Source organism: Halapricum salinum (assembly GCF_004799665.1).
GTDB lineage: Archaea > Halobacteriota > Halobacteria > Halobacteriales > Haloarculaceae > Halapricum > Halapricum salinum.
The window spans coordinates 1748994-1774272 of record NZ_CP031310.1; the positions used below are offsets into that span (position 1 = coordinate 1748994).

Sequence of the window (25279 nt, forward strand, 5' to 3'; positions counted from 1 at the left end):
TCGCCCTCGCATCCCTCAGATAGAGCCTGCACAGCAACGCTCCTCACTTCGTTCGGCCCGAGGCGAGTCTCGCCCTTTCAATCCACCAGGAGAGCACCGCACCCGTACAGCGGGCCTACCCTCCCCCGGGTCGTGGCACGGAGGCCACTCCCGGCCACCGCGAGGCTGTCAGGAAGCGTGTCGCGGCGTCAGCCGCGACCGAGGTGAGTGCTTTGGTGGGTTTGGATATTGTCTTAGCAGTCATCTGAATAGATTCGTGAAGATCTACAGTACCGAAGCTGGGTCAGTGCCAGATTCTGTTTGTCAAGAATCACGGGGAATACGAACGAGAGACGAATACGAGGGTAATTTCGTCGATCGCTGTCTGTGTCAATATCTCCTCTCGAACCGTCTCGTCGTCGAAATCACTCGGGTTATTCGTCGCTAATTCAGTTGTTCCATCCACGTTGAGGGCCAAGTCGTGAGCATCAACTGCGATCCAGTAGTCCTCCTCATCTTTCTCGAATAACGAGCGAAGATCGTCTTTCAACTCAGGATAACTCTCGAAGCGAATCCACCCAAGTATCTTCGGTTGGAGTTCCTCGTTCCGCTCTTCGGCCAACTGTTCGATATCTCGTGCAATCTGCCTGAGCTTCTTACAGACGGGATACACGTCTTCTCCTGATTTATCCGTAAAATAATCTATCAGGTATCGCCATGCTGGATTCTCTCTCCGATCGACGTGATTCTGAATCTCCGTCACATCCTCCGCAGTCAATGTCCCAGTGAATTCCTGTTTCACCCATCGAATGAATGTCGAGATAGCCCTCCTGTGTTTTCTTATGATATGGTCCTTCGCGTTCTGGAATATGTCTTCGACCTGTTTTGTGGCGTAGAATTCCGTATCAGTGGACTCGATGTACTCTCTACATCGGATGTGATGAGTGTCTGTATAAAAACAATATCCGAGAATGATCCCCTTGTCCAGAAATGCGTTATCCGCCATGTTAGAACTCTTCGAGTTCGTTAGAGATTGTTTCGTTATACGAGTCAGATACCTCTTGCAGTTCTCCAGACAGTGACCGTCCCGACAGAGCGGATTCTCGACGTCGCTCGATTTTCGTCTCCAGATCGTTCAGAACCTTCTGTTTCTCTTTTTTCCACTCTGTAAGGCGATCCTCCGAGATATGTTCCCGGTCTTTGAACCGCAAGACGGCCTTGGCCATCGCTTCGATGAACGTCTCAGTGAAATCTAGCAATTCACGGGCGCTAGCGCCCTCTTCGTTCAGTAGGCGAATCGTATCGTCCCAGTCTACATACAGGTCGTAGATCTCCGCGAACGCCTCTTCGTCGAACGAAATCAGCATCTCGTCCAGCAGTTCTTCTATCCTCGACTTCGCCGCGGGATCAGTAAAGTGTTCGATCGTCTTCTGATCCCGATCGAGAGCGATCGAAGCGAGATACCATCTGAAGTTGCCATAGGCAGTCACGAACTCGTGGGGCGGGAAATTCTCGTACTGATACTGCTCTAACTCCTGATAATCCTTGTCGCCGTGCTCCGCAACCACTTCGATTGCTACCTGAAAGATATCGTCTTTCAGATCTTCGTCCAGATGGTCGAAATCGCTCTCACTGACCTGCTCTGCAGGGTAGTACGCGTATCCTCGTCGGTGATTCGAGGTGGGTGTGAACGTCACCCGATCGTTGATTTCGGATTCCGCGAGTGTTTTCCCATATTTGTACCAGTACTGTGGGAGTCCGATGTCGCGGTCGTACTCCTGAGATAGTTTTCGGTCTGCCAGGACACACAGCTTGTGGAACTTCGTCCGACCAGTTTCACCGCCAGTGTTCTCTCGCAGCTCCCAGAGAATCCGATAGACGAGATATTCCGGTGGGCCGAGATTCGCATCCGACTCGTCCGCGCCACTCTCAGCCATCCTGTGGAGAGATTTGTGGCCGGGAGCAATGAAACTAACGTACCCACTTTTTGCTGCGTCGGGTCTCGCACACGAGCCTGTCGGCTCGTGGCGGACCACTCCTTGCAAAAACTTGGGGAAAAAGGCCGCTCGCGCTCGGTAGAGCGCTCGCGGTGAAACGCCTCACTTCGCTCGGCGTATGCTTGTGGAAAGGCCTGCCTTCCGCCACCACTTTTTCCTCCTTCGGGTTTCCTCGCTCACTGCGTTCGCTGCGGGAACCACTCAGTCGCAAAAACGTGGGGAAAAACTACCTCCGAGTCGCGGCTTCGCCGCGCTCGGAGTGAAACGGCTCCCTCCGGTCGCCGTACGCTAGTCCCCGACCGCCTCCTCCACAATCGCGATCTCCTCCTCTGTCAGCCCATACAGCTCGTACACAATTTCGTCGATCAGGTCGTCCGTCCGCTCGATCTTGGCCTCCAGGTCCTCGGCCCGCCGTTTCGTCTCGACGTAGCTCTCCAGGCCGGCCTCGACATCACGCACCCGCGGCAGCGTCAATTTCCGCAGGCGATCCACCAGCGAATTGGTCTTCGTGGCCGTCTCCCGGAAGTCCGCGAACCCACCGGCCTCGTCGACGGCCACGGGCACGAACGCCGCGATGAGGTCCGCCTCCGTCTCGGTCAGGTCGGTGATCCTGAGTGCCGGCAGGGGCTCGGTCTCGGTGTAGCCCCACTGGTCGGTCTCGTGGGCGTCTTCATCCTCGGGTTTGTACCGCGCCGTCAGTCGAATCTCGACGGTGGTGTCGGACTCGCGTTCGACCGTCGCCTTGCCCACCCGGAGGTTCGGCCGCTCCGCGGCGGTCTGCTGGAGGATCGAATCCGCGGAGTCTCTGGGGGGCTGGGTCAGGCCGATGTCTGCGAGGGTCTGGCCCGCCTCGTAATTGCCGAGGTGGTCGAGGAGGGAGAGGTTGAGCACCTTCTTCTTTTCAGACTGATCTATACGATTGCGAGCAAGTTCGGAGAGTATTTCGTGGAGTTCTTTTTTTGAATGCTCTGAAATGCTGCCTTTGTCGTTAAAAAGAGCATGTGTATCAAAATCTCTCTCACTGGCTGAGGAACCACGATTTAATTCGGGGATTGGCATATTTTCTAAATCGACAACAGAAAGTTTTGGGAAGTTATCACTCACTACGCTATTCGCGATCTTCGGGAATATCCATGACATGAGGGAGGAATTAAGAACTGCTAGAAGGAACAGCGGATCATAATCTTCTGTTGATAGTATGTTCAATATCGTGTTGTAGTTACAGTAAGTGTCTTCCGTGTATGTAGCATGGATTTTATATCGACCGCTCCCAGGTATCTGCCGCACTAGAAGCCGAGGTCCCTCTAAATATCGAATATCACGACAATCATGCAGGTGCTCCCCATATTTTATCCAGCTATCTCCATCAAACTCTATGTCATATCTAGATACATCATTTCCTGCAATTTCAGGCATGTAATCGTCTGATTCTTTTGTATTTGAATGGAATACTCTATTGTCTATCTGCTCCTGAGAATGTTTTGAGGAATTGTAGGCTTGTACACCGATCGCAAGATCGGCTATTTCACTCAGTTTTATAGAGACTGACCGAATTTTCTCCAGCAATTCTTGTGTCTCAGCAGTCTGTTCAACTTCGATGCGAGCGGAATCCATGCTCATTATTCCAGTCTGATCAATAGACACGTATTGTTCCGCATGACTGGAAGTGATGTCCTCTAAGCGTTTTACATTGATTTGGCCCGGCTCCGCCCCCGTTGTTGCTATAAGCATGATAGAGTCAACGGTTGCTGAGGAGAACACATCTTTATCAAGCCGCACTATTTCTTCGACCCTTGAATTATCTAATAAATGGTGGCGTAGCTTTTTCCTATTTTCAATTGTGAGCCATGGCTCAGGAAGAATATAACCCAATTTTCCACAGTTGGCATTGAGAGAGATTGCTCGCTCAATGAATCCATGGAATAGGTCGACGAAATATTCTGTCACGTCATATTCTGTCCTCAAGTAGTTTTCAATCTCTCCACCGACTTCGACATACGGCGGATTCCCGACGACAGCATCGAACCCGGCACTGTCCATCTTCTCGCCCTCCGAATCGAAGAACACCTCGGGGAACTCCAGTTCCCAGTGGAAGAACGATTCCTCCCCACCCATCGCCTGCGCAGTCGTGAACCAATCGCGCTCACGAATCTCGGCCCAGTCGCCGCTATCCTCGATGGCGTCGGCCATCTTTTCATACGATCCCTCGGGCACGTCTAGGCCGAAGCGTTCGGCGGTGTGGACGTTGGCCAACTCGAACAGCCGCCCGTAGAGGGGATCGTCCCGGATCTCGTCGTACAGTTCCTCCATGGACTTGATGTCGGCCAGTTCCTCGTTGTCGATGGCCAGCAACTCCTGCATCAGGTCCATGACGTGCTCCAGGGTGCGCTGGCGCACCCGCGCGAACGCCTGGGTGAGGGTCAACTGCCCGCCGTTTTCCTCGGTGTCGTCCGCCAGCACCTCCGTGATGTCGCTCCCGACCAGCGAGTTCCCGGTCTTGAGGTGATGATCGAAGAAAGCCAGGGGCTTGTCCGCCGCCAGCGTCTCCAGCCACATCGACAGTTTCGCCAGTTCGACGGCCATGCCGTTGAGGTCGACGCCGTAGATACACTCCTTGGCGATGGTCCGGCGGATCTCCGACTCGGGGAAGTCGAACTGCTCCTGCTCGCGCACGACCTCCATCACGCGCTCGGTCAGGTACGCCGTCGCCTTGGTCAGGAAGTGGCCGCTGCCCATCGCCGGATCGAGGATTCGGAGGTCCTGCACCCCGTCGTAGAGGTCCCGGAAGTACGCGACGTCGCTGCGTTCGAGCCCCCGCTCGCGAAGGTCGGCCTCGATGTCGTCGACCAGCGGCCCGACCGTCTCCTCAACGATGTACGTCACCACGTAGTCGGGGGTGTAGTACGCCCCCGTGGCCTTGCGCTCGCCCTCGTCGTTGACGACGTACAGGCCGCCCTCGGGCACCGTCTCGACCGCGTCGGCGACCGAGACCTCGGTGGCGGGCTGCCAGACCTGCGCGCCGTCCTCGGCGACGGCGGCGTACTGCTCGGGCGCGATCCGGAACTCGTGTTCGAGCAGGCCCTCGTAGACCGACCCCAGATGTCGCGTGTCGAGGTCGGCGTAGTCGGCCAGCACGTCCTGGCCCTCGTCGTTCTCGACCGTCGAGAGCTTGTAGATCACTTCCGCGAGGTGCCGATCACTAACCTCGTGATCGGTCAGGAACGCGTGCTCGTCCTGATCGAACAGCCCACCGTTGTACGGCGGAATCCCCAGCGACTCCTCGCCGTTGTCGATCAGGTCGAACAGATCGGCCAACCGACCCCAGATCCGGGTCGAATACTCGCTGTATGCCTCGTCGAAGGTCTCGCCGGCCTGGCGCTTCTCGAAGACCTCCGTCCGGACTGCGTTCAGGCTGAAGTTCGCCTCGTACTCGTCTTCGGCGTCGGGGTCGTCCGGGTGGATCAGCCCGCGCGACTCGGCGTAGAGGACGAACATCAGTCGATACAGCATGACCAGCGACTGCTCTTTCAGTTCGTCCAGCGCGGCCTCGTCGTCGGGGTCGATGTCCAGGTCGTCGTGTTCGACGAATCCACGACCCAGAACACGCAGCGCAGTGAAGACGTTGTCCTGCAGGTCCTCGCCCAGTTCCTCGGCGGCGGTTTCGCTCTCGGACCAGACAGTGTCCAGAAACGTCGTCCCGGCCGTCTCCTGAAACGCGGCCGACCGGAAGAACGAGAAGAAGTACTTGAACTCCTCGACGTCGCCCGAGGACAGGACGTTCGGGAGGTCGATCTCGTAGAAGATCTGGGTCTCGTAGTCTTTCGTGCTGTAGAGTCGCCACTTGCGGCCGTTGGTCAGGATTCCCCAGGCCAGATCGTCGGGCGTCCGTTCGAGGTAGTATTTGATCTGGTGGGAGGCGTCACGGTAGTTTCGCTGATCGCTGAACTCCGCGTCGAAATCTGCGTCCCACTGCTTGGCTTCGAGGATCGCGTTCGCACGAGCGAACGCCGCGCGCCTGTCACCGCCTTTCTTGCGTTTCATCGCTTCCCGGCGGTCGTCGGCGTCTTCGAAGAGTAGTCCGTCGACGAACCCGCCACCGTCCGGCAGCGTCGTCTCCGAGATCTTCTCGAAGCCGAGCGCCTCGACCACCGGATCGATCCACGCGTCGATGAGTTCGTCTTCCTCGTAGGAGTCGACCAGCGACTGCTCGTCCAGATACAGGCTCCGAAGCGAGTCGAACGCCGACTCCGCATCGCCGTCACAGTCCCAGCCGTCGAGATCCTGCACCCGCTCGCGGAGATAGTAGTCAGCGAAGAGTCCAGCGTTCGTATAGGGGCTGCCACCCAGCGTCGTCTGACTCATGCGTTGCCCGTACCCCATCCCGGAGCGGACATCAAACTTCGGGACGACCTACACCCAGGAGTTGCGAATCTCTTCGGCGGCGTTTGCCATCAGCGGAGCGGGGTCGTTGCCGCTGTTGAACGCGTCTAACACGCCCTGTTCGAACGGAACCCAGACAGCGCTCATCTTGGGGTTCTGGGGCATCGGATAGCTGGTCTCGAACTGCGCGGCGAAGCCGCGCGTCGTCTCGGGCAACTGTTCGCGGCCGAGGCCGGTCTTCACCGGGATCATACTGGTGTTCGTGGCCAGGCCGCGGAGGCGCTCGACGTTGGTGCAGTACCACTCGGCGAACCCGCGGGCCGCCTGGGTCCCCGCAGTGTAGTCGTTCATTTTGCGGGCGAAATAGAGCAGCTGGACGCCCGAGTAGGGCCGGGCGACGCCGCCGTCAGGGGTCGGGATCGGCGTCACGCCGACGTCCAGCCCGGCCGCTTCGAGACCGGAGATCGCCCAGGGGCCGTTGACGAGGAACGGCGAGTTGCCGCCCTCGAAGATGGATCGCTGCACTTGCTCGGACGGGTCCTCGGGCATGTAGGGTTTGAGATCCTCCAGAATGAGGTTGAGACCGCGAATCAGCGCATCCGAGGTGATACCGAGTTCGTCGGCGTCGCCGTCGTAGATCGCCTCGCCGAAGGTCTGGGCGGCCCAGCTGACGAAGTAGGCGCTGACTGGGTGTGCGAGGCCGTACTCCCCGTTGTAGGGGTCGTGGTACTCTTCCATGATCGAGATCCAGTCGGCGAAGCTCTCCGGTGGCTCGACGCCCATCTCCTCGAGGATCGCTTTGTTGTAGAGCAGCGCCGGGCACTCCGCGGCGATCGGGACGCCGATCGTGTGCCCCTCGTACCTGCAGGCGTCCCAGGCCACGTCGGCGAATGCACACTCGCCGACGCGGAGGTTCCCCTCCTGATCCGAGAGGAACTCGCTCCGGACGAACTCGCCAGCGATGTCGTGATTCCACTGGAAGAGGTGTGGACCCTCGCCGGCCGGAATGCTGGTCCGGAGCTGGTTGAGGAAATAACTGTCACCCGCTCGTTCGAGGCTCATCGTCGGGTGGTCGTCGCCCTGATTGAACAGTAGCCGGGTCCCCTCGAGGAGTCGTGTCCCGCTCTCCTGGCGGTCGTGAAAGAGTGTGAACGCACCCTCGCTGCTGGTCGGTTCGAGTGGGTAGTCGTGCCCGCAGTCGTCGATCGGTTCGACTGTCTCTATCGTTGTCTCCGTCTCGGGTGGCGTCTCCGTCTCGGGTGGCGTCTCCGTCTCGAGTTCGATGGGCGTCTCCGTCTGCTTTGGCCTGAACGGCTCGGCCCTGTCGGTCGTCTGCGTCCCGTCCGAGAACAGCCCGTCGAGGTCGCCATCCGAGGAGTCCTCGCCACACCCCGCGAGGAGCCCAGCGATCGTCAGGCCACCCGCCTGCAACACCCGCCGCCGCGTCTTCTCGTCAGTCATTCGACTGATACTGTTCGATAGTTACCAAAAAGGTTTGGGATCACTGCCATCGGTCGGTCTGGCGAATCTCCGTGGCTGCTGCCTCCAGTAGCGGGCCGACGTCCGCACCCGTCTCGAAGGCTTCGCGGACGGCGGTTTCGAACGGGGCCCAGACGTCGTTCATCTTGGGGTTCTGTGGAACCGGATCGCTCGTCTCGAACTGCCGGGCGAACCCCCTCGCCGTCGTCGAGAGTTGATCGCGTTCTGTGAATCCGTTCTTGACGGGGACGAACGACGTGGTGGTGACCAGTTCGCGGATCCGATCGTCGCTGGTGGTGTACCACTCTGCGAATTGCCGGGCGGCCGCCGCGGTGCTGTCGGTGGTCATCCTGTCCGCGAAGAACAGCACCTGTACGCTCGAGTACGGGCGGGCTGTTGCACCCGGCGGCGTCGGGATCGGTTGCACGCCGTACTCGAACTCGGCCGCCTCCAGGTCAGCCTCCACCCAGGGGCCGTTGATGAGGAACGGTGCGGTGGCGTTCTCGAAGACGGCGACCTGCGCTTCCTCTGTATATGGAGAGGCGTCGGTGTGGGTGCTGGGAATGTAGGGTCTGAGGTCGTCGAGGAGGATGTCGAGTCCCCGACTCACTGCATCGGACGTGATCCCGAGTTCGTCTGCCTCGCCGTCGTAGATCTCGCCGCCGTAGGCGTGGGCGGCCCAGCTGGCGAAGTAGGCGTTGAGTGGCTGTGCCAGCCCGTACTGACCCTGCTGGGGATCGTGGAACTCCTCCATGATCGAGAGCCACTCCGCGAACGTCTCCGGGGGTTCGACGCCGAGCTCGTCGAGGATGTCCCGGTTGTAGAGTAGCGCCGGACACTCCCCGGCGAACGGCAGGCCGACAGTCACGGGGTCGTCCATCTCCGGGCCCTGATAGTCGACGACGTCCCAGGCGGGGTCGCTGTACACGCACTCCTCGACACGAAGGTTCTCGCCCTGCTCCGAGAGGAACCCGTCTTCGACGAACCTGCCGGCGATGGTGTGTCGGTGTGTGAACAGGTGCGGTCCGTCACCCTCCGGAATGACGGTTCGGAGATGTTCGACGGGCGAGTACGGTGACCGCTCGATCCGAACTGTCGACTCGTAGCGTTCCTGGAACACTTCTTTGGTCTCTTCGAGGAGGTGAGCTCCCTCTTGCTGACGCCCGTGCACCAGCGTGAAACTCCCGCCCGAGACGGTCGGCTCGACGACGCTCGTCTCACAGTCCGGCACTCGGTCGACCGTCGTCGTCGGGTTCGACGTCGGTGCCTCACACCCCGCAAATACGCCAGCGATCCCTGCTGCACCCACAGCTTTCAGAACCTGCCGTCTGTGAGGCCTCTCGACCATCTATTTCCATCTTCACTGTCGATACAATATAAATGCTTTCCGTGATAGAAAGTGGCTTCACACTCCCGTCGTCGCTTTTTTCGGTTGAATTCGAAGTCGTGTCTATACATCAATTATTTCTGCCGAGGCGAAATAACAGCGTCTATGAGTATTATCGCGGAGTTCAGCGTGACGTCGCCAGAGCTCACGCTGGTCGAGGCGACGACGTCGGCCCCGGCGGTGACACTGGAGTTGACCGAGCAGGCCGCGACCGATCCGGAACGCCCCGTGCTCTACTTCTGGGCCAACGGTGACGATCTCGATACGTTCGAGACGGCACTCGAGGAGGACTGGACTGTCACCGGCGTCGAGCGCTATACCGATCTCGATGACAGACGGCTTTACCGCGCGCAGTTGAGCGACGAGGTCGAGGTCGTGAGCTATCCCGTGTGGGTCGAAGCCGGCGGCGTCCAGCTCAGCGCGACGTGCCAGAACGGCGTCTGGCGCAACCGCTTTCGCTTTCCCGATCGGGAATCCTTTCACGAAGTCCGCGAGTGGAGCGTCGAGAACGGTCTCGATTTCACGCTTCACAGCCTCTACACCGAAACCGACAACGGGCACGGGCCCGGGGAGACCAGCCTGAGCCCCGAACAGCGCGAGACGCTCGTGGCCGCCTACGAGATCGGCCTGTACGACATCCCCCAGCAGTCGACGGCGGCCGACCTCGCCGGGGAACTGGGAATCTCACAGCAGGCGGTCTCCGAACGCCTCCACCGGGCGTACACGACGCTCGTCGAGGAGCACGTGCTCGAGGACGAATAAACGGAGTTTAAGTCCGGCCCACCAGTAGGCCCGGGCATGGACGAGCGAACCTACACGGCCGAGGCCGAGCCCGGCGACGACGTCACCGTCAAGGGCTGGGTCCACGAGATCCGCGATCTCGGCGGCATCGCCTTCATCATCGTACGCGACACCAGCGGCAAGATCCAGGTCAAATTCGAGAAAGACGAGATGGACGACGACCTCGTCGACACCGGACTCGGCGTCCATCGCGAGAGCGTCGTCGGCGTCACCGGCCGCGTCGAGGAAGAGGGCCGCGCACCCACGGGCGTCGAGATCGTCCCCGAGTCCGTCGAGGTCATCGCCGAGGCCGACCCCGAACTCCCGCTCGATCCCTCGGGGAAAGTCGACGCCGAGCTCCCGACGCGACTGGACAACCGGACGCTCGACCTCCGCAAGCCCGACGTCAAGGCGATCTTCGAGATCCGCGCGGAGGTCCTCCGCAGCGTCCGTGAGGCCTTCCGCGAGGTGGGCTGTACGGAGATCAACACCCCGAAGATCGTCGCCACCGGCACCGAGGGCGGGACCGAACTGTTCCCGATCACCTACTTCGGTCGCGAGGCGTTCATGAACCAGAGTCCGCAGCTGTTCAAGCAGCTGATGGTCGGCTCCGGCCTGGAGCGGGTCTTCGAGATCGGCCCGATCTTCCGCGCCGAGGAACACAACACCCCTCGCCATCTGAACGAGGCGACCTCCATCGACTTCGAGTCGGCCTTCTTCGACCACACCCAGGCGATGGACGTCTGCGAACACGTCGTCAAGGCCGCCTACGAGGGCGTCGCCGAGAACTGCCAGGCCCAGCTGGAGGCGCTGGATCTCGAAGACGAATTCGAGGTTCCGGACGGTGAGTTCCCGCGGCTGTCCTACGAGGAGGCCATCGAGAAGGTCAACGCCACGGGCGAACTCGACGAACCGCTCGTGTTCGGTGACGACCTCTCGACGGAAGCCGAGCACGCCCTTGGCCAGGCAGTCGGCGAGCACTACTTCATCACCGACTGGCCCAGCGAGATCAAACCCTTCTACATCAAGGATCACGACGACCAGCCCGAACTGTCGACGGGCTTCGACATGATGCACCCCTCGATGGAACTCGTCTCGGGCGGCCAGCGTGAACACCGCTACGACAACCTCGTCGAGGGCTTCGAACAGCAGGGGCTGGACCCCGAGGCGTTCGAGTACTACACCAAGATGTTCCGCTACGGCATGCCGCCCCACGCCGGCTGGGGCCTCGGTGGCGAGCGTCTCGTCATGACGATGCTCGGGCTCGACAACATCCGAGAAGCGGTGCTGTTCCCGAGGGACCGGCAACGGCTGAGCCCGTAGGGCGAAGCCGTCCCTGACGCTCGGGAACCCGGAAGTCGCAGCCCGCGGAACGGAGTGAGCAGGACCGTCTTCCTATGTTCCCGCGAGATCGCCAACGTTTGAGCCCGTAGGGCGAGAACGCTGGGAGCCGACGAGACGAACGAAGTGAGGGGCTCTCGGTGTGAACGGTGGAACCGTACACAAGCGAGTCTCTCAGGACGGCGACTGCTGTCGACGTAGACGAGGACGACCAATAGGGGTCCTCGAACAAGCGAGCGGAAAGGGCGATCTGTGTGCGGACGACGGTGTCGACGCTTCTCCTAGCCTCCTAATCATACCAATTGATTATGATATAGAACCAACGTTAGGATGGTATGGTCTTCAAGAAAGTCACACTCATCGGGCGGAGCAGCGAGAGCTTCGAAGATGCCGTCGACGATGCCGTCGGTCGAGCCGAACAGACACTCCAGAACATCAAGTGGGCGACAGTGACGAATCAGGCCGTCGAACTCGCGGCGGCCGAGCGCGAGTACCAGGCCGAGGTCGAAGTCGCGTTCGAACTAGAAGACGGTATCGGAGAATAAGCCATTCTGGCGCTGTTTTTTATCTACTCACACGGGAATGACGGGCACGTCAGCCGAGCCGAGCACTCGGTCGGTGACCGACCCGACGTGCGGTGGTTCGACCCCAGTCGCGCCCCGCTTGCCCATGACGATCAGGTCGATGTCGTTGTCTTCGGCGTAGTGCAGAATCTCTCTGTGTGGGGTGCCTCGAAGCACTGTCATCGTCGCTTCGATCCCCTGCTCGGTCGCGTCCTCGATGATCTCCTCGGCGACGTCTTCGGCCTGGTCGGCAATCTTGTCCATGAACAACTCGTAACTGCTGAGTGCTGGAGTGGTCCCGTAGGTCGTCTCGTCGACCACGAACAGGACGTGTAGTCGTGCGCCGTGCTCCGCGGCGAGTGTGAGCCCGTGTTCGACACCCCGTTCGGCGTGCTCGCTGCCGTCGGTCGGAACCAGAATGTTCTGGTACATGTGCTTGCCTACGATCCACAGTCTCATTAGTGTGGTTACATTTCGTACCACGTAACAACACGGTGTGATTGGTGGGTCGATACCGTTTTTCGCTCGGCACCCCTCTGACAATTCATGCGTACCCTCCGGGACGTGATGGACTGGCTCGCCAGCGCGGAGATGCCAGTCTACGCGACCCTCTACGACGAACTCGCGCCACTGTACGCCTTCGAGCGCGAGCGGATGCGCAACTATCCGGCCATCGCCGAGTTCGTCGTCCGCGAAGTTCCCGAGGACGCACGGACTGTGGCCGTGGGGGCCTGCGGCCCGGGACTGGTCCTCGAAGCGCTGGCCGAGCGGTTCGAGACGACCGTGGGATTCGACCTGAGCCCGCGGATGCTCGCGCTCGCTCGCGAACGGACCGACGCGCCGGTCGTGGCCGCGGACCTCCGAACTACCACCGCGCCTGAGGCCTTCGACGTATTCACGATCTTAGGCGGGTCGATCGCTCACCTGCCCGTGACCGACGCGGGCGACACAGTTCCGGCAGTACTCGAAAGCGCCTACGAGGGTCTCCGGCCGGGCGGGACCCTGCTACTCGATTTCATGGAGCGAGGCGCGCTGGAGAGCGGCCACGTCGCGAGCCATACCTTCGACTCCGACCGATTTCGGGTCGAGCGGACGGTCGTCACGACTGGCGAACCCGAGGGTCAGACTGGGCTGGGCGCGACCGGTCGGTACAGCTTCGCCTACGAGATCACCGACAGCGAACGCGAAGAGACGGCCCGGGTCGGGACGACCACGCCAGTCCGGGAGTTCAGCTCCGGTGCATTGCTCGGGGCGGTGTTGAACGCCGGCTTCAGTGAGGCGCGACTCGTGACGCCGCCGACTCACGGCGCGGGGATCGTGGCGCGAAAGCACGAGTGACAGCGGCGGGACACAGGCCGACCAACGTCGCGAATGCTGTCACGACCGGGCCGGTTTTGCTGTTAGAGGCCTATCGGTAGACCGATGCCCGTAGACCGGACCGACCGGCCGGAGTTCGGGGGGTACGTCCAGAAGGTGCCCGACGCGATCGTCACGGCCGACGCCGAGACCAGAGACATCGTCGACGTGAGCCCGTCGGCAACCGACTTTTTCGGCTACTCGACCGATCAACTGCAGTCGATGGACGTGCTCGATCTCCACCCGGCCGACCAGCGAGAGCGGTACGAACAACTGTTCGAGACGCATCTGGCGAACCAGCCGGCCATCATCTCCAGATTCGAGGACGGCTCGTCCGTCGTCGTGGCCACGGCCGACGGCCAGCACCGACCCGTCGAGATCAACGCGTGGCTCGTCGACGAGGGGTCCGAGACCAGGTTCCGGGGCGTGTTCCGGGATATCACCGATCGCCTGGAGAAAGAGAACAGTCTGCAGCGACAGAACGAGCGTCTCGACGAGTTCGCAAGCGTCATCTCACACGATCTGCGTAACCCCTTGAGCGTCGCCGAGGGGCGAGCTACCCTGGCCGCCGACGAATGCGAGAGCGAACATATAGATCACATCCTCTCGGCACTGGAACGGATGGAGGCGATCGTCGACGACACCCTGACGCTGGCTCGAAACGGCGAGACTGTCGGGCAGACAGAGTCGGTCTCGATCACGGACGTGGTCGGGCAGTGCTGGGGGATGGTCGAGACCGCGGACGCGACCCTGGTGATCGAAGACGAGTTGGAGTTCGAGGCGGACGCTCACCGACTCCAGCAGATCTTCGAGAATTTGCTCAGGAACGCGATCGAACACAACGACGACGACGTGACGATCCGGGTGGGTCGAGCGGGCGAGGGGTCGATCTACTTCGAAGACGACGGCGAGGGGATCCCGGCCGACCAGCGCGCCACCATCTTCGAGCCGGGATACACCTCCAGCACTGACGGGACCGGATTCGGCCTGACGATCGTCAATCGACTCGCAGAGGCCCACGGCTGGACTGTCACGGTGAGCGAAAGCGACGAGGGCGGAGCGCGCTTCGAGTTCGCCGGCGTCGAGATCGACTGATCGACTCGACGAGACGTGGGGCTACTCGTCAGATAGTTGCCCGGCGGTCTCGGCAACCAGTTTTCTGGCTTCGACGATGGCGTCGCTCTCCCGGAGGACGTCGATCGCGCCGTCGACCGGCCCGATGGGGTGGCGGTGGAGACCGACGACGATCACGTGGTCCTCACCGTCGCCGCGGACGACGTGCAGGCCGACGCCCCAGCCTTCGGCGTCGCCGCCGAGGACGCCGACGTAACTCTCGATGTCGGCTTCGTTCCCGAGCAGGGTCGCGGTCGAGGGTCCATTCTGGGGTGAGACGCGCTCGGGGCCAACCTCGACCGTGAACGCAGTCCCCTCGCCGAAACCGGCCTCCTTGAGCAGGTTCTGGACGGCGTCGCGCCGGAGCAGGTCGTCGGTGTCGACGTACGAGAGCGGATTTGCCGAGTTACCCGAGACCTTGGCGTTCGGCGTCGAGAGGACCGCGACGCCGAAGGAGACACCGCCCATCGGGGCCGGCCGCGGGAGCGCACTCCGGAAGTCGACGTCCGCGGGTTGTTCGGGAGCGTCGGCGGGCCAGTTGCTGGTGACGTTGTCGCCCGGCATCACCACGAGCACGTCGGCGGGTTCGAACGTCTCGCCGTCCTCGACCGGCCGGGCCGAGAACACCGATGGCTCGGCACCGAAGATCTCCTCGAAGCGGCGCGGCCCCGTCGGGACGACGACTGATCTGGCCCGTTCGATCTTCTCGACGGCGAGTTCGAGTTCTTCGACGTTAACGTCGCTCCCGCGGGCGAGCCAGTCACGGCCGGCCGTGGCGGCCCCGCCGTCGCCCGTGAGCGGGGTCCAGCTCTGAGCGGGCAGGACGTCACGGAGGTCGAGAACGTAGGCGTCGCCCAGCGGGACGGTTCCGGCGACGTCGATGGCGTCTCCGGGGACGAGGACCATCGAGTCGTCGAGGCCCTCTCGCATCGCGATCTTGATCTCCACTTTACCGTCGGCGGCACCGGGTGTGACGAGACTGACGTTCCGGGCGTCGACGGTCGGCGCACCGTCGAGCATCCCCAGTGGAATCTCGGACACTCCGAGGTCAGCGGCGTCGAAGACGACTGCGCCGTGGCTCACGAGGCCGCCGTTGCTGCGCTCGACGAACCGCCCCATCGCCGTGCGGAGCGGCCCCATCCGGTCGACCATCACAGCCCCCCGAGCGCCGCCGCTCGCGAGTAGACCGCCGTGTGGCTGGTGACGCTGACCGAGACGTTACCGTCCGCGGCGCTCTCGCTGAACGAGAGCGTGTCCTGAGATACCTCTCTCAACTGCAACCGTTCCTGGGCGTCGGTCGAGAGACCGACCGGGGAGGCCTCGAACGACTGGTTCGTAATCCCCTCACAGCCCGCGAGCGCTGCCACTGTCCCCACGCTGAGTGCGGCGAGAAACGAACGGCGGCGTACGAACGGGTCCCCCTGCCCATTGCTATTCCTTCCCATGGTTCGAAAATATACGACGTGAGCTGATTTATCATTTTGGGTATATTCGAACCCGCCGTTCGACGGGCCGAGACGATTCGACCCACACGATACTCACTCCGATAGCGTCGCACTCACTTGCTTTCCGCTGAGGACTTCCGGCACGATGACTTCGTCGGCACCGACTCTGCGCGCCAGCGCCTCGTCCATCTGGTCGCCTGCGCGGACGACTACCGAAACTGTCGGCGCGAGCTGGGTCGCCGTCACCGTAATCTGGGTGTTGACGTTCGTGTCGTCGACCGCTCCGACCACCGTCGCCGCTCGTTCGACGCCCGCTTCGCCGAGTATCGACTGCTCGCGAGCGTCGCCCTCGATCGCGAGGTGGCCGTCTTCGATCGCCTGTTCGTACTGTGCCTGCTGACACTCGACGACTACGACTGACTGCTCTTCGGCTTCAAGGCCCGCGGCCACGGTCTTTCCGAAGGTGCCGTAGCCACAGACGACCACGTGGTCGTCGAGATCGTCGACTTGCTGTTGGAGTTGCATATGCGTGAGTTCCTCGCTTATCTGTCCACCGAACGCTGCCGATACCGCCGTTTCGCCGGCCCACAACCCTGCCAGGATCAGACCGACGAGGATCACGATCGCGTAGGCTTTGACCAGCCGGGCGGGACCACCGTGGTGCTGGAAGTACAGTTCGATGCTCGTCGGATCGAGCAACCAGAACGACGCGTTCACAGGGCCGATACCAGCCAGGACGACGAAGCCGACGACGCCCGCGACCGCGATCACACCGAAAGTCACAACCGGCCGCAACAGCCGCCGGACTAGCGGGCGCTCGGCGGCCGCACCGAGGACTCTACTCGCCTTGACCATCGAACCCTATGGTTCCGACGACAGTTGACTGACCAGTCACGACGATTTCGACCGTCTCTGTCGCTGTCCAGTCTGTCCCGCCATTCGATATAGTGGTTTCTGATACGGTCACGGTTGGCCATATTTCTGGACGCTTGGCCATGATTTGACTATAATTGCATTAATACCGCGGCAGGTAATAGGTATTACTACGACATGATAAATAAGTAGGATATCGCAGAGAGACTCCGTCCCAGTTACGCGGCAGGGAGGATGACGGCGTCCTCGACGGTGACGCCGCCCTCGGCGGCGTCTGTCGCCCTAGGCGACGCGCAACTGTCGAGTGGGAGCCAGCGAGACGAACGGAGTGAGTCTCTCCCTGTTCCCTAGGGGCAGGCAGCGTTTGTCGGCTTCTGTCATTCCTAAGGGCCAGCGAGACGCACTTAACAAAAAATCAGATACGGCCGCAAGAAATCTGATCTAACACAGGGATTCGTCTGCCCCTGTTGTGGCCGTGTAGATGTCGTAGTCTCCACCCTCAGAGATGTGTAGTTTTGCTATGTGACACGTCTTCGAGTGTGGCTCGTCGAACACGAAACTCAGCCACTCTCGGTCGTCGAAACGTCCACGGAACGTGTACTGCTCGACAGAAGCGGGCCAGTCACGTTCGACTACGATGGTGCTGGTGGTGTCTCTATCAGCAGCACTACCGACTGAGTATCTCTCGTTGTAGACGAGATCCCCATCCGCATATAGTTCAATTTCTGCATCGTGTGGGGCGTCGTCGAAGTTGGAAATCTCTATCTTTCCCAGTGTTACCTTCGACGAACTTGTGTCAGCTTCATCTCCTGAGTCTGTGAGACAACCACTACTGACTATTACGATTCCTGCGCCAAGGAGTTCTCGTCGATACATAGAGAATGCTCTTTATTCAGAGGTAACCGTTATTGGTGGATTATGAAGGATGTATATGGGCTCTCTGGCTTGTCTTAATTCATTAATTCTTGACTCTGTTAGACCCAATGATCCTCCTCTCTGTTCGATATCCTTAGGTTTAACTTTTTCCACTTTTAGCCTTCTTCTTTCTTGGTCTGTCATCTCTTCCGGATGCAATTCGGCTAGGGTTTCTGGGTGACGTATGTCGGATTCTGAAGTGGACCAGTCGGAAGATGTAGTTGACAATGAATATGGTCCTATATCACTTCCCCCACCCCAGAAATCCATCCGCCAAGCAATTTCGGTTTTGCCGTACCCTGACTCAGCATCCACGTATGCTGATGCTGTTGCCGGTCTGCTTAGTGTTCGAATGATGAATTCAAGCCTGATCGCCGCTGGACTCTACGCCGGGCTCCTCAGCGGTCTCGTACTCGTACACCCGTTCATTCTGGGGATCGGAGACGGCGGATCGCAGGTGGTGCTGTTCAGCCTGATGAGTACCGTTGCGATCGTGTGCGCCGCCACCGTGTTCAGGACATCGCTCGTCAGGTGGGTGGCTGAAACGGAAGGGCGACCGCTCGATAGTGGAAAACGTGCGGACTTACGCTGCCGGCAGGATGACGGCGTCCTCGACGGTGACGCCGCCCTCGGCGGCGACGTTCTCGCCGGTGATCTGGTCGACGGCGTCGACTTCCTCGTCACCGAGGCCGACGACCTCGGTACCTTCCGAGAAGTTCAGCACGACGACGTAGCGGCCGTCCTCGCCGTCGCGGGCGAAGGCCGTCACGCTGTCGGTGTCGCTCTCGTAGTCGATGGATTCGAAGTCTGCCTGGACGTGGAGCGCGTCGATCTCTTCCCAGGTCTGGGTCAGGTCACGGTGGAAGTCCTGCAGGTCCTCGTTGGCGTACTCCCAGTGGATGTGCCCGCGGCGCTGGCGCTCGCCGATCTCCTGGCCGGCGTAGACCATCGGGATACCCGGAACCGTGAAGGCGGCCGTCGCGGCCGCGCGGACGGCGTGTTCGCCACACTGCTCGATGTAGCGGTCCTCGTCGTGGTTCTCGATGTAGGTCAGGAAGCCGGCGTGGTCGGGGAAGCCGACGTGATAGCGGTTGTCGATGGAGTCGAAGATCTGGTCGGCGGGCTCGTTGCCCTGGCCGATCTGGAGCAGATCGAAGTACAGCCCGGCGTCGAAGTGGACGTCGAAACAGAGGTTGTGGAAGTCCGCGACGTACGGGATCGTCTCGTCCATCAGGAGGAACTCGCTGTCTTTCTCCTTGGTCAGGTCGTGGATCTCCTGCCAGAACGGTCGCGGGACGGCCCACGCCATGTCACAGCGGAAGCCGTCGACCTCGTCGGCCCACTTCTCGACGGCGTCGAGCAGGTAGCGGCGAACCTCGAGGTTGTCGTAGTTGAAGTTCGCGATGTACGGCCAGTCGAAGTACGTGTCCGGAACCGAGTTCTCCTCGTCCTGCCAGTCGTACCAGTCGACGTACTTCGGATCGCCCTGTTCGGCCTTCTTGAAGAACTCGTGTTCGCGCGCGGAGTGGTTGAGCACGAGGTCGAACAGGACCTTCATGTCCCTGTCGTGGGCTTCCTCGACGAGGCGGTGGAAGTGCTCTTCGCCGCCCAGATCGTCTGCAATCGAGTAGAAGTCCGTGATGTTGTAGCCGTGATCGAAGTCGTCGTTCTGCAGGACGGGGGTGAACCACAGCGTGTTCAGCCCGAGGTCCTGGATGTAGTCCAGTTCCTCGACGATGGCTTCGAGGATCGACTGGCCCTCTTCGGGCTCGACGAACCCGCGGACGTACAGTTCGTAACAGGACATGCCGTCGGTCCACTCCGGCGGCTCGTTCAGCCGGTCGACGCCGCCGTCGGCGTGGATCGAGACGGTGTCCGGGACGCTGTACTGGTTGCCGATCGCGACACCGTGGATTCGGACCGGCTCCTCGACGGCCGACAGCGGTGCGCGGAACTCGTAGCCCTCGATCTCGTACTCCGCGAGGTCGTCGCGGTCGTCGACGAAGAACTCGACGTCCAGCTCTTCGTCGGGTGCCTTGGGCGCGGTCTTTGGGTGGGCCGTGATGACGACCTCGTCGCCGACGCGCTCGCCCGTGAGGGTGATCCGGGGGCGACCCTGCTCGCCGACCTTTCGACCGAGACCGGAACCGGCACCGCTGCCGGAACCGCTGCGACCGCCGATTCCCGAGCCGGAGACGCCCGAGATACCGCTGTAGCCGCTGTAGCCGCTGCGACCGGGCTGGTGGGTGACCGACTTGTCGCTGGGGTAGACCCGGACGGTCAACTCGTGGGTGCCGTCCGGCGCGTCGAGACGGACGGTGTAGGTGCCGGGCTCGTCCGGCGTGATGTATGCGATGGGGTCCTCACCGAACGCGACGTCGCTTTCCTCTGGCGCGTCCGCGACTGACCAGTCGTAGGTTCCTTCGGGATCCGGATCCCTCGGTGCTAGTTCGTGCGTCTCTCCGACCGCCATGAACCGAGTCGGGCCTGGATGGTGCATGTGTACGTGAGAAAGCGACCGCACCTTCAATCAATCTTCCGACATCGTTTCCCCTTTCGCACGCTACTCTCCCGAAAAAACGATATAGATAGCGTCTGGCGCCCGGATAACTGCCCAGAAAACGCCTGTGATAGTTCGCTCCATTATATTCATACGACACAATACATACCCGAAAATTGTCTGTTTTCCGACGTTCCCGAGGGATTCGATATAGTGACTTTCAGCCTTTCTCAAGGACATATTAGCTTTGTTGAAATAAAACAACAACAGTTTTAGGCAGTGGTCTGCATAGCTACCAGAAGGTGGAGCATATGGTGTCGGCTGACAACCTCGACGGACAGATCGCGTACTACACGATGGAAATCGGGATCGAGAACGACGTCAAGACCTACAGTGGCGGACTCGGGGTCCTGGCGGGCGACACGATTCGATCCTTCGCGGACATGGGCCTCCCGGCGGTCTGTGTCTCGCAGGTCAACGAGAACGGCTACTGCAAGCAGATCCTCGAAGAGGACGGCACGCAGGTCAGCGAGGAAGACCCCTGGCCGGTCGAGGAGTACTGTGAGGAACTGGACGTCGAAGTGACGGTCCCGATCTACGGGCGCGACGTCACCGTCACGGCCTGGCAGTACGACGTCGTCTCCGAGAAGAGCGGCGAGACGGTCCCGATCATCTACCTCGACACGAACGTCGAGAGCAACGACCCGGACGCCCAGGAGTACACCAAGCGCCTGTACAGTCCCGGTTACGGCGAGGACCACCAGCTGGCCCAGGAGATCATCCTCGGGATCGGCGGGACTCGCATTCTGGACGAACTCGGCTACGAGGTCGACGTCTACCACATGAACGAGGGCCACGCCGCCCTCCTGACGCTGGAACTCCTGAAGCGCAACGACATGGACCCCGAGGCGGTCCGCGAGCAGTGTGTCTTCACGACGCATACGCCTGTGGAAGCTGGCCACGACCAGTTCGACTGGGACCTCGTCAACGAAGTTCTCGGCGAGTTCGTTCCCCAGGAGACGCTCAAGGAGTACAGTCGTGAGCAGGACCTGCACATGACCTACCTGGCGCTGAACCTCTCGCGGTACGCCAACTCGGTGGCGAAGAAACACCAGGAGGTCTCCCGGAACATGTTCCCGGGCTACGACATCGACGCGATCACCAACGGTGTCCACGTGCCCTTCTGGGTCGGCGAGGACTTCATCGACGTCTACGACGAGTACACCGAGGGCTGGCAGGAGAACCCCTACAAGCTCAAACACGCCTCGGTCATCCCGGACGACGACATCTGGGAGGCCCACCAGTCCCAGAAAGAGGATCTCATCGAGTACGTCAACGAGCACGAAGGCGCAGACATGGACCCGGACGTCCTCACGATCGGGTTCGCCCGGCGTGCGACCGCGTACAAACGCGCCGACCTGCTGTTCTACAATCACGAGCGGCTGCGCCACATCGCCGAGACCGTCGGCGAGTTCCAGATCATCTTCGCGGGGAAGGCCTTCCCCGGCGACGAGGACGGCGCGGGCAACATCCGCGAGATCTTCCACAACGCCTGGGAGCTCAACGACGCCGTCAACGTCGAGTATATCGAGGACTACGACATGGACGTCGGTGGCCTCCTCACGCAGGGCGTCGACGTCTGGCTCAACAACCCGCGACGGCCGCTGGAAGCCTGTGGCACCTCCGGCATGAAAGCTGCCTACAACGGCATTCCGCAGTTCGGCACGCTCGACGGCTGGTGGGTCGAGGGTCACATCGAGAACGAGACCGGCTGGAAGATCGGTCCGGAACCCGAAGAGAGCAAGCCCGACGAGACGCCGGCCGAAGAAGAAGACCGCACGGACGCGATGGACCTCTACGACCAGCTCGAGAACACCATCGTCCCGATGTACTACAACGACCGCGAGAAGTGGATCGACATCATGCGCAACACGATGGCGTTCAACGGGCCGTACTACCACACCCGGCGCATGTCTCGGGAGTACCTCGAAGACGCCTACACCCAGTAGATCGCGACGCCGTTTTTCGCGAGCTACCGTTCGGGACAGACAGTCTACATTTTGGCGATTGACGTCTTCTGTGGCCTGTTAATACTGGAATCTAATTATAGATATTAAAAATAGAGGCCAAACCTTGTTATTGCGGTATTGGTCTTAGCACGGGTATGAGCGAGGACAGCAGCCAGCAACTACCACCGAGTGCGGTCGTCAGCGGTGGAGAGGATACTTTCTGGACGCACGGGGACAAACACGGGTTTGCGACGCTGAACGGACACGACCAGACGCCGATCTGGTTCACGCTGACCGAGGGTGCGATGACAGAGGTCCGCTACCCGCGGATCGACATGATGAACAACCGGACCGTGGAGTTCGTGATCGCCGATCCAGACGACGGCTACGCTGTTCGGACCTACCACCAGTATCAGGATCAGGAACCGCGGGTGAACCGCGAGACCGAACAGCTCAACGAGGACGCGCTGTTGTATCGCCAGCGACTCTCCCCGACAGACGACGGTCGCGACTGGGAACTGACAGTCGAATATGCGATCCACCCCGACTACGACGCTGTCCTGCTCGACGTCGATTTCGAGGCCGACGCTGCGTACGATCTCTACGTGATGAGTGAACTGATGCTCTCCAATTGCGGTCGCCACGACATCGCCAACCGCCGCCCGCGCGAGGACGGGACGGTCGCGCTGACTGGCTATCACACCGGCGATACCTGGGACGACCACGTCGTCGTCGAGCGAACCGAGGTCGAGGTCGGCGACGAGCCGATCGGGACGGGCGACGTCACCAGTGAGGGTCGCGGCGACGAGGCCGACTCGCCCGAACGGACGCCCGCCGAGGAGGAAGACGACGAGCCGATCGGCAGCGGCGACGTCACGTCTGTGGGCGTCGTCGACCAGACTGAATCTGGCGAGGACGAAGAGCCGACGACCACCTACGAGGAAGACCCCTATCACATCGCGGCCGCGCTGACCAGTCGCGAGGGCTTCTCGTGGGGCTCGGTCGACATCAGCGGCGGGAGGGTCTATCGCTCGTTGCTCGAAGACGGTGATCCCGAGCACACGTACGAACGCGCGACGGACAAGGTCGTCATCTTCGGTAGACTTGGCGAGAAGACCGAGTCGCTTTCCGACACGGTCGCGCTCGGCTTCGCCGAAGGCGAGGGCGACGAGACCGCGGGCGAGGAACCGACCGCGGCGACGGCCGACGAACCCGGCGAGTCGACCGCGACGACGACGCCCGAGTCGACCGACGATGACGCCGACTCCGAGACATCCGGCGAGGCCGACCCCGGCGAGTACGCCGACCCGGGCGAGGACCCGGGCGAGTTCGACGCCCTCGCGGCTGCGGAGTCCGCGCTCGAAGACGACTTCGAAACGGTGCAGGCCCGCTTCGCCCGGACCTGGGAATCCTACGTCGAGACGCTCGATATTCCCGAATCTGTCGCCGACGAGGACGACCTCCGCGCACAGTACAAGACGGCCGTAATGACGGTCAAAGCTGCAGATTCCAAGGCCTATCCCGGTGCCGGGATCGCCTCTCCCTCTGTCCCGTGGGGCGACAAAGTCCAGGCCGACGAGCCCGCCGACTACGGCTACAGCTACGTCTGGGCGCGGGACCTCTACGGCTCCTTTACCGCGTTCGAGGCCATGGGCGATGTCGACGCAGCCATCGACGCCACCGAATACATCTACGAGTACCAGCAGCGCGAGACCGGGTTCCTCCCACAGAACACGTTCATCGACGGGCGGACCCGCTGGGGTGGCGAGCAGATGGACGAGATCGCATTCCCCGCGGTGATGGCCTACCAGCTGAAAGAGCGCCACGGTTACGGCGTCGAGGAGGCCAGCTACGACTACGAGAACATCGCCAAATCCGCCGAGTACGTCGCCGCCAACGGCCCGCGAACCCAGCAGGAACGCTGGGAAGAGGAGGGCGGCTACTCGCCATCGACGACCGCGGCGGAGATCTCCGGGCTCGTCGCCGCAGCGGATATGGCGGTCGAAGCCGGTGAGCGCGCGGATGCGATTGCCTTCCTGGGAATCGCCGACTACTGGCAGGAAAACGTCGAGACGTGGATGGCGACCGAGACGGGCGCTGGCGGTCACGAGAACACGCCCTACTACTTCCGGATCAGTGACGACGCCAGGCCTGACGAGCACACGATGCGCACGCACAACAACGCCGGCGGCACCTTCGACGAGCGGGAGGTCATCGACGGCGGCTTCCTCGAACTCGTTCGACTGGGCGTCAAGCCCCACGACGACCCCGTCGTCCAGAACTCGCTGGTCGAGTACGACGACACCATCATGGTCGAGACGCCCAACGGCCCGGGCTGGTATCGTTACTCCGGGGACGGCTACGGTGAGAAAGACGGTAGCGAGTGGTTCCGCGCCGGCGTCCCGTGGGCGACTGACATGCGTGGGCAGGGCCGGCTCTGGCCCATCTTCACGGGCGAGCGCGGCGAGTACGAACTCCTTCGAGGAGAGGACCAGGACTTCGACCCGAATCACCTCCTGGAGACGCTCGCCCGCTTTGCGACCGGGAGCCGAGCGATGCCTGAACAGGTGTGGGATCACGCGGACGACAACGCCTACGGCTGGGAGTTCGGCGAAGGCACCAGCGCCGCGACGCCGCTGTGCTGGACGAACGCCCAGTACATCCGGCTGGCCCACAGCATCGACGCCGGCGAACCGGTCGAGATGCCTCAGGTCGTCCGGGATCGCTACGTCGACGGGGTCGTTTCCGAGCGACCGTCGCTCACTGCCGAGATCCCCGACACTGCACGCGGCGGGTCGCTCACTGTCACGGGCAACACCGACGCCGACGAGGTAGTCGTCAAGACTCGCACCGAGACCGTCCACGAGCCGGTCTCCGAGAGTACGTTCGAGATCGACGTCACCGTCCAGGGCGAGGACAGAGTGATCGTCGCGGCGGCGACCGACGACCCTGCTTTCGAGGCCGGGATCGCCGTCGAGTACGTGACCGTCACCTATCAGCGTCGACCGGCAACGGCCACCGACGAGACCGGGGCCGACGCGAGTGCGGGTGACGACGCAGTCCCGACTGCGACCGACGCCGAATCGGTCGACGAAGACGAGGAAGGCGTCTCTTCCTGACCGGCGCCGTTTCCACGGATCGTAGTTGACTAATACGCCTCCA

19 protein-coding genes are annotated in these 25279 nt (G+C 61.4%); 7 read left to right on the forward strand and 12 right to left on the reverse strand.

The genetic code is table 11. From position 1 onward, the window contains the following. Positions 1-310: 310 nt before the first annotated feature. The 5 genes from DV733_RS08855 to DV733_RS08880 form a co-directional block, all read right to left on the reverse strand. Complete coding sequence (locus DV733_RS08855) at positions 311-985, reverse strand: hypothetical protein (protein WP_049995035.1); 675 nt, start codon at positions 983-985, stop codon at positions 311-313. Position 986: 1 nt separating this feature from the next. Next, positions 987-1916, reverse strand: coding sequence for a hypothetical protein (locus tag DV733_RS08860; protein WP_049995034.1), 930 nt, complete (start codon positions 1914-1916; stop codon positions 987-989). Positions 1917-2264: 348 nt separating this feature from the next. Then, entirely contained in the window at positions 2265-6338 is a 4074-nt protein-coding gene (locus DV733_RS08865; protein ID WP_049995033.1) for an Eco57I restriction-modification methylase domain-containing protein, read from the reverse strand. Between the two features lie 48 nt (positions 6339-6386). Continuing rightward, positions 6387-7817 (reverse strand): extracellular solute-binding protein, encoded by a 1431-nt coding sequence (locus tag DV733_RS08870; protein ID WP_049995032.1) that lies wholly within the window; start codon positions 7815-7817, stop codon positions 6387-6389. A gap of 40 nt (positions 7818-7857) precedes the next feature. Continuing rightward, positions 7858-9183 carry an extracellular solute-binding protein gene (locus DV733_RS08880; RefSeq protein ID WP_049995031.1) on the reverse strand — a complete coding sequence of 442 codons (1326 nt, stop codon included), beginning with the start codon at positions 9181-9183 and terminating at the stop codon, positions 7858-7860. A gap of 144 nt (positions 9184-9327) precedes the next feature. Between DV733_RS08880 and DV733_RS08885 the strand changes: the two genes are divergently transcribed. The 3 genes from DV733_RS08885 to DV733_RS08895 all read left to right on the forward strand — a co-directional run bounded on the left by DV733_RS08885 (position 9328) and on the right by DV733_RS08895 (position 11888). Continuing rightward, a complete protein-coding gene (locus tag DV733_RS08885; protein WP_049995030.1) occupies positions 9328-9984 on the forward strand; it encodes a helix-turn-helix domain-containing protein in 657 nt (218 codons plus the stop codon). Between the two features lie 36 nt (positions 9985-10020). Further along, positions 10021-11325, forward strand: a complete 1305-nt coding sequence (gene aspS / locus DV733_RS08890) for an aspartate--tRNA(Asn) ligase (RefSeq protein ID WP_049995029.1) — start codon at positions 10021-10023, stop codon at positions 11323-11325. A 353-nt stretch (positions 11326-11678) separates the two neighbouring features. Then, a complete protein-coding gene (locus DV733_RS08895; RefSeq protein WP_049995028.1) occupies positions 11679-11888 on the forward strand; it encodes a dodecin in 210 nt (69 codons plus the stop codon). Positions 11889-11915: 27 nt separating this feature from the next. On the opposite strand, the gene DV733_RS08900 is transcribed toward DV733_RS08895, so the two are convergent. Further along, positions 11916-12338 carry a universal stress protein gene (locus DV733_RS08900; protein WP_136342313.1) on the reverse strand — a complete coding sequence of 141 codons (423 nt, stop codon included), beginning with the start codon at positions 12336-12338 and terminating at the stop codon, positions 11916-11918. Positions 12339-12452: 114 nt separating this feature from the next. On the opposite strand from DV733_RS08900, the gene DV733_RS08905 reads away from it, so the two are divergent. Further along, positions 12453-13244, forward strand: coding sequence for a class I SAM-dependent methyltransferase (locus DV733_RS08905; RefSeq protein WP_049995026.1), 792 nt, complete (start codon positions 12453-12455; stop codon positions 13242-13244). An 84-nt stretch (positions 13245-13328) separates the two neighbouring features. Further along, positions 13329-14357: a sensor histidine kinase gene (locus DV733_RS08910; RefSeq protein ID WP_049995025.1), complete on the forward strand. Its 1029-nt coding sequence runs from the start codon at positions 13329-13331 to the stop codon at positions 14355-14357. 21 nt (positions 14358-14378) lie between these two features. Here DV733_RS08910 and DV733_RS08915 read toward each other — a convergent pair whose 3' ends face one another. The 6 genes from DV733_RS08915 to DV733_RS08940 all read right to left on the reverse strand — a co-directional run bounded on the left by DV733_RS08915 (position 14379) and on the right by DV733_RS08940 (position 20108). Next, the gene (locus DV733_RS08915) at positions 14379-15527 is read right to left on the reverse strand and encodes a DUF6517 family protein (RefSeq protein WP_049995024.1); all 1149 of its coding nucleotides are present in this window, start codon (positions 15525-15527) and stop codon (positions 14379-14381) included. Then, a complete protein-coding gene (locus tag DV733_RS08920) occupies positions 15527-15820 on the reverse strand; it encodes a DUF6517 family protein (protein WP_154019539.1) in 294 nt (97 codons plus the stop codon). The genes DV733_RS08915 and DV733_RS08920 overlap by 1 nt, the downstream gene beginning before the upstream one ends. A 93-nt stretch (positions 15821-15913) precedes the next feature. Beyond that, positions 15914-16675, reverse strand: a complete 762-nt coding sequence (locus DV733_RS08925; RefSeq protein ID WP_049995022.1) for an NAD(P)-binding protein — start codon at positions 16673-16675, stop codon at positions 15914-15916. Positions 16676-17134: 459 nt separating this feature from the next. Continuing rightward, the gene (locus DV733_RS08930) at positions 17135-17569 is read right to left on the reverse strand and encodes a hypothetical protein (protein WP_136342314.1); all 435 of its coding nucleotides are present in this window, start codon (positions 17567-17569) and stop codon (positions 17135-17137) included. 12 nt (positions 17570-17581) lie between these two features. Then, positions 17582-17923, reverse strand: a complete 342-nt coding sequence (locus DV733_RS08935) for a hypothetical protein (protein WP_136342315.1) — start codon at positions 17921-17923, stop codon at positions 17582-17584. A gap of 268 nt (positions 17924-18191) precedes the next feature. Continuing rightward, on the reverse strand, positions 18192-20108 hold the full coding sequence (locus DV733_RS08940) for an alpha-amylase family glycosyl hydrolase (protein WP_202594307.1): 1917 nt from the start codon (positions 20106-20108) through the stop codon (positions 18192-18194). Between the two features lie 311 nt (positions 20109-20419). Here DV733_RS08940 and glgP point away from each other — a divergent pair, with 311 nt between their 5' ends. Together glgP and DV733_RS08950 are read left to right on the forward strand one after the other, a co-directional pair. Further along, positions 20420-22117, forward strand: coding sequence for an alpha-glucan family phosphorylase (glgP, locus tag DV733_RS08945; RefSeq protein WP_049995353.1), 1698 nt, complete (start codon positions 20420-20422; stop codon positions 22115-22117). A gap of 155 nt (positions 22118-22272) precedes the next feature. Next, on the forward strand, positions 22273-25236 hold the full coding sequence (locus DV733_RS08950; protein WP_049995021.1) for a glycoside hydrolase family 15 protein: 2964 nt from the start codon (positions 22273-22275) through the stop codon (positions 25234-25236). Positions 25237-25279 lie beyond the last annotated feature (43 nt).

Excerpts from the sequence above, each read along its gene's own strand:
- DV733_RS08855 (WP_049995035.1), bottom strand. The coding sequence starts at position 985 with ATGGCGGATAACGCATTTCTGGACAAGGGGATCATTCTCGGATATTGT.
- DV733_RS08860 (WP_049995034.1), bottom strand. The coding sequence starts at position 1,916 with ATGGCTGAGAGTGGCGCGGACGAGTCGGATGCGAATCTCGGCCCACCG.
- DV733_RS08865 (WP_049995033.1), bottom strand. The coding sequence starts at position 6,338 with ATGAGTCAGACGACGCTGGGTGGCAGCCCCTATACGAACGCTGGACTC.
- DV733_RS08870 (WP_049995032.1), bottom strand. The coding sequence starts at position 7,817 with ATGACTGACGAGAAGACGCGGCGGCGGGTGTTGCAGGCGGGTGGCCTG.
- DV733_RS08880 (WP_049995031.1), bottom strand. The coding sequence starts at position 9,183 with ATGGTCGAGAGGCCTCACAGACGGCAGGTTCTGAAAGCTGTGGGTGCA.
- DV733_RS08885 (WP_049995030.1), top strand. The coding sequence starts at position 9,328 with ATGAGTATTATCGCGGAGTTCAGCGTGACGTCGCCAGAGCTCACGCTG.
- aspS (WP_049995029.1), top strand. The coding sequence starts at position 10,021 with ATGGACGAGCGAACCTACACGGCCGAGGCCGAGCCCGGCGACGACGTC.
- DV733_RS08895 (WP_049995028.1), top strand. The coding sequence starts at position 11,679 with ATGGTCTTCAAGAAAGTCACACTCATCGGGCGGAGCAGCGAGAGCTTC.
- DV733_RS08900 (WP_136342313.1), bottom strand. The coding sequence starts at position 12,338 with ATGTACCAGAACATTCTGGTTCCGACCGACGGCAGCGAGCACGCCGAA.
- DV733_RS08905 (WP_049995026.1), top strand. The coding sequence starts at position 12,453 with ATGCGTACCCTCCGGGACGTGATGGACTGGCTCGCCAGCGCGGAGATG.
- DV733_RS08910 (WP_049995025.1), top strand. The coding sequence starts at position 13,329 with ATGCCCGTAGACCGGACCGACCGGCCGGAGTTCGGGGGGTACGTCCAG.
- DV733_RS08915 (WP_049995024.1), bottom strand. The coding sequence starts at position 15,527 with ATGGTCGACCGGATGGGGCCGCTCCGCACGGCGATGGGGCGGTTCGTC.
- DV733_RS08920 (WP_154019539.1), bottom strand. The coding sequence starts at position 15,820 with ATGGGAAGGAATAGCAATGGGCAGGGGGACCCGTTCGTACGCCGCCGT.
- DV733_RS08925 (WP_049995022.1), bottom strand. The coding sequence starts at position 16,675 with ATGGTCAAGGCGAGTAGAGTCCTCGGTGCGGCCGCCGAGCGCCCGCTA.
- DV733_RS08930 (WP_136342314.1), bottom strand. The coding sequence starts at position 17,569 with ATGTATCGACGAGAACTCCTTGGCGCAGGAATCGTAATAGTCAGTAGT.
- DV733_RS08940 (WP_202594307.1), bottom strand. The coding sequence starts at position 20,108 with ATGCACCATCCAGGCCCGACTCGGTTCATGGCGGTCGGAGAGACGCAC.
- glgP (WP_049995353.1), top strand. The coding sequence starts at position 20,420 with ATGGTGTCGGCTGACAACCTCGACGGACAGATCGCGTACTACACGATG.
- DV733_RS08950 (WP_049995021.1), top strand. The coding sequence starts at position 22,273 with ATGAGCGAGGACAGCAGCCAGCAACTACCACCGAGTGCGGTCGTCAGC.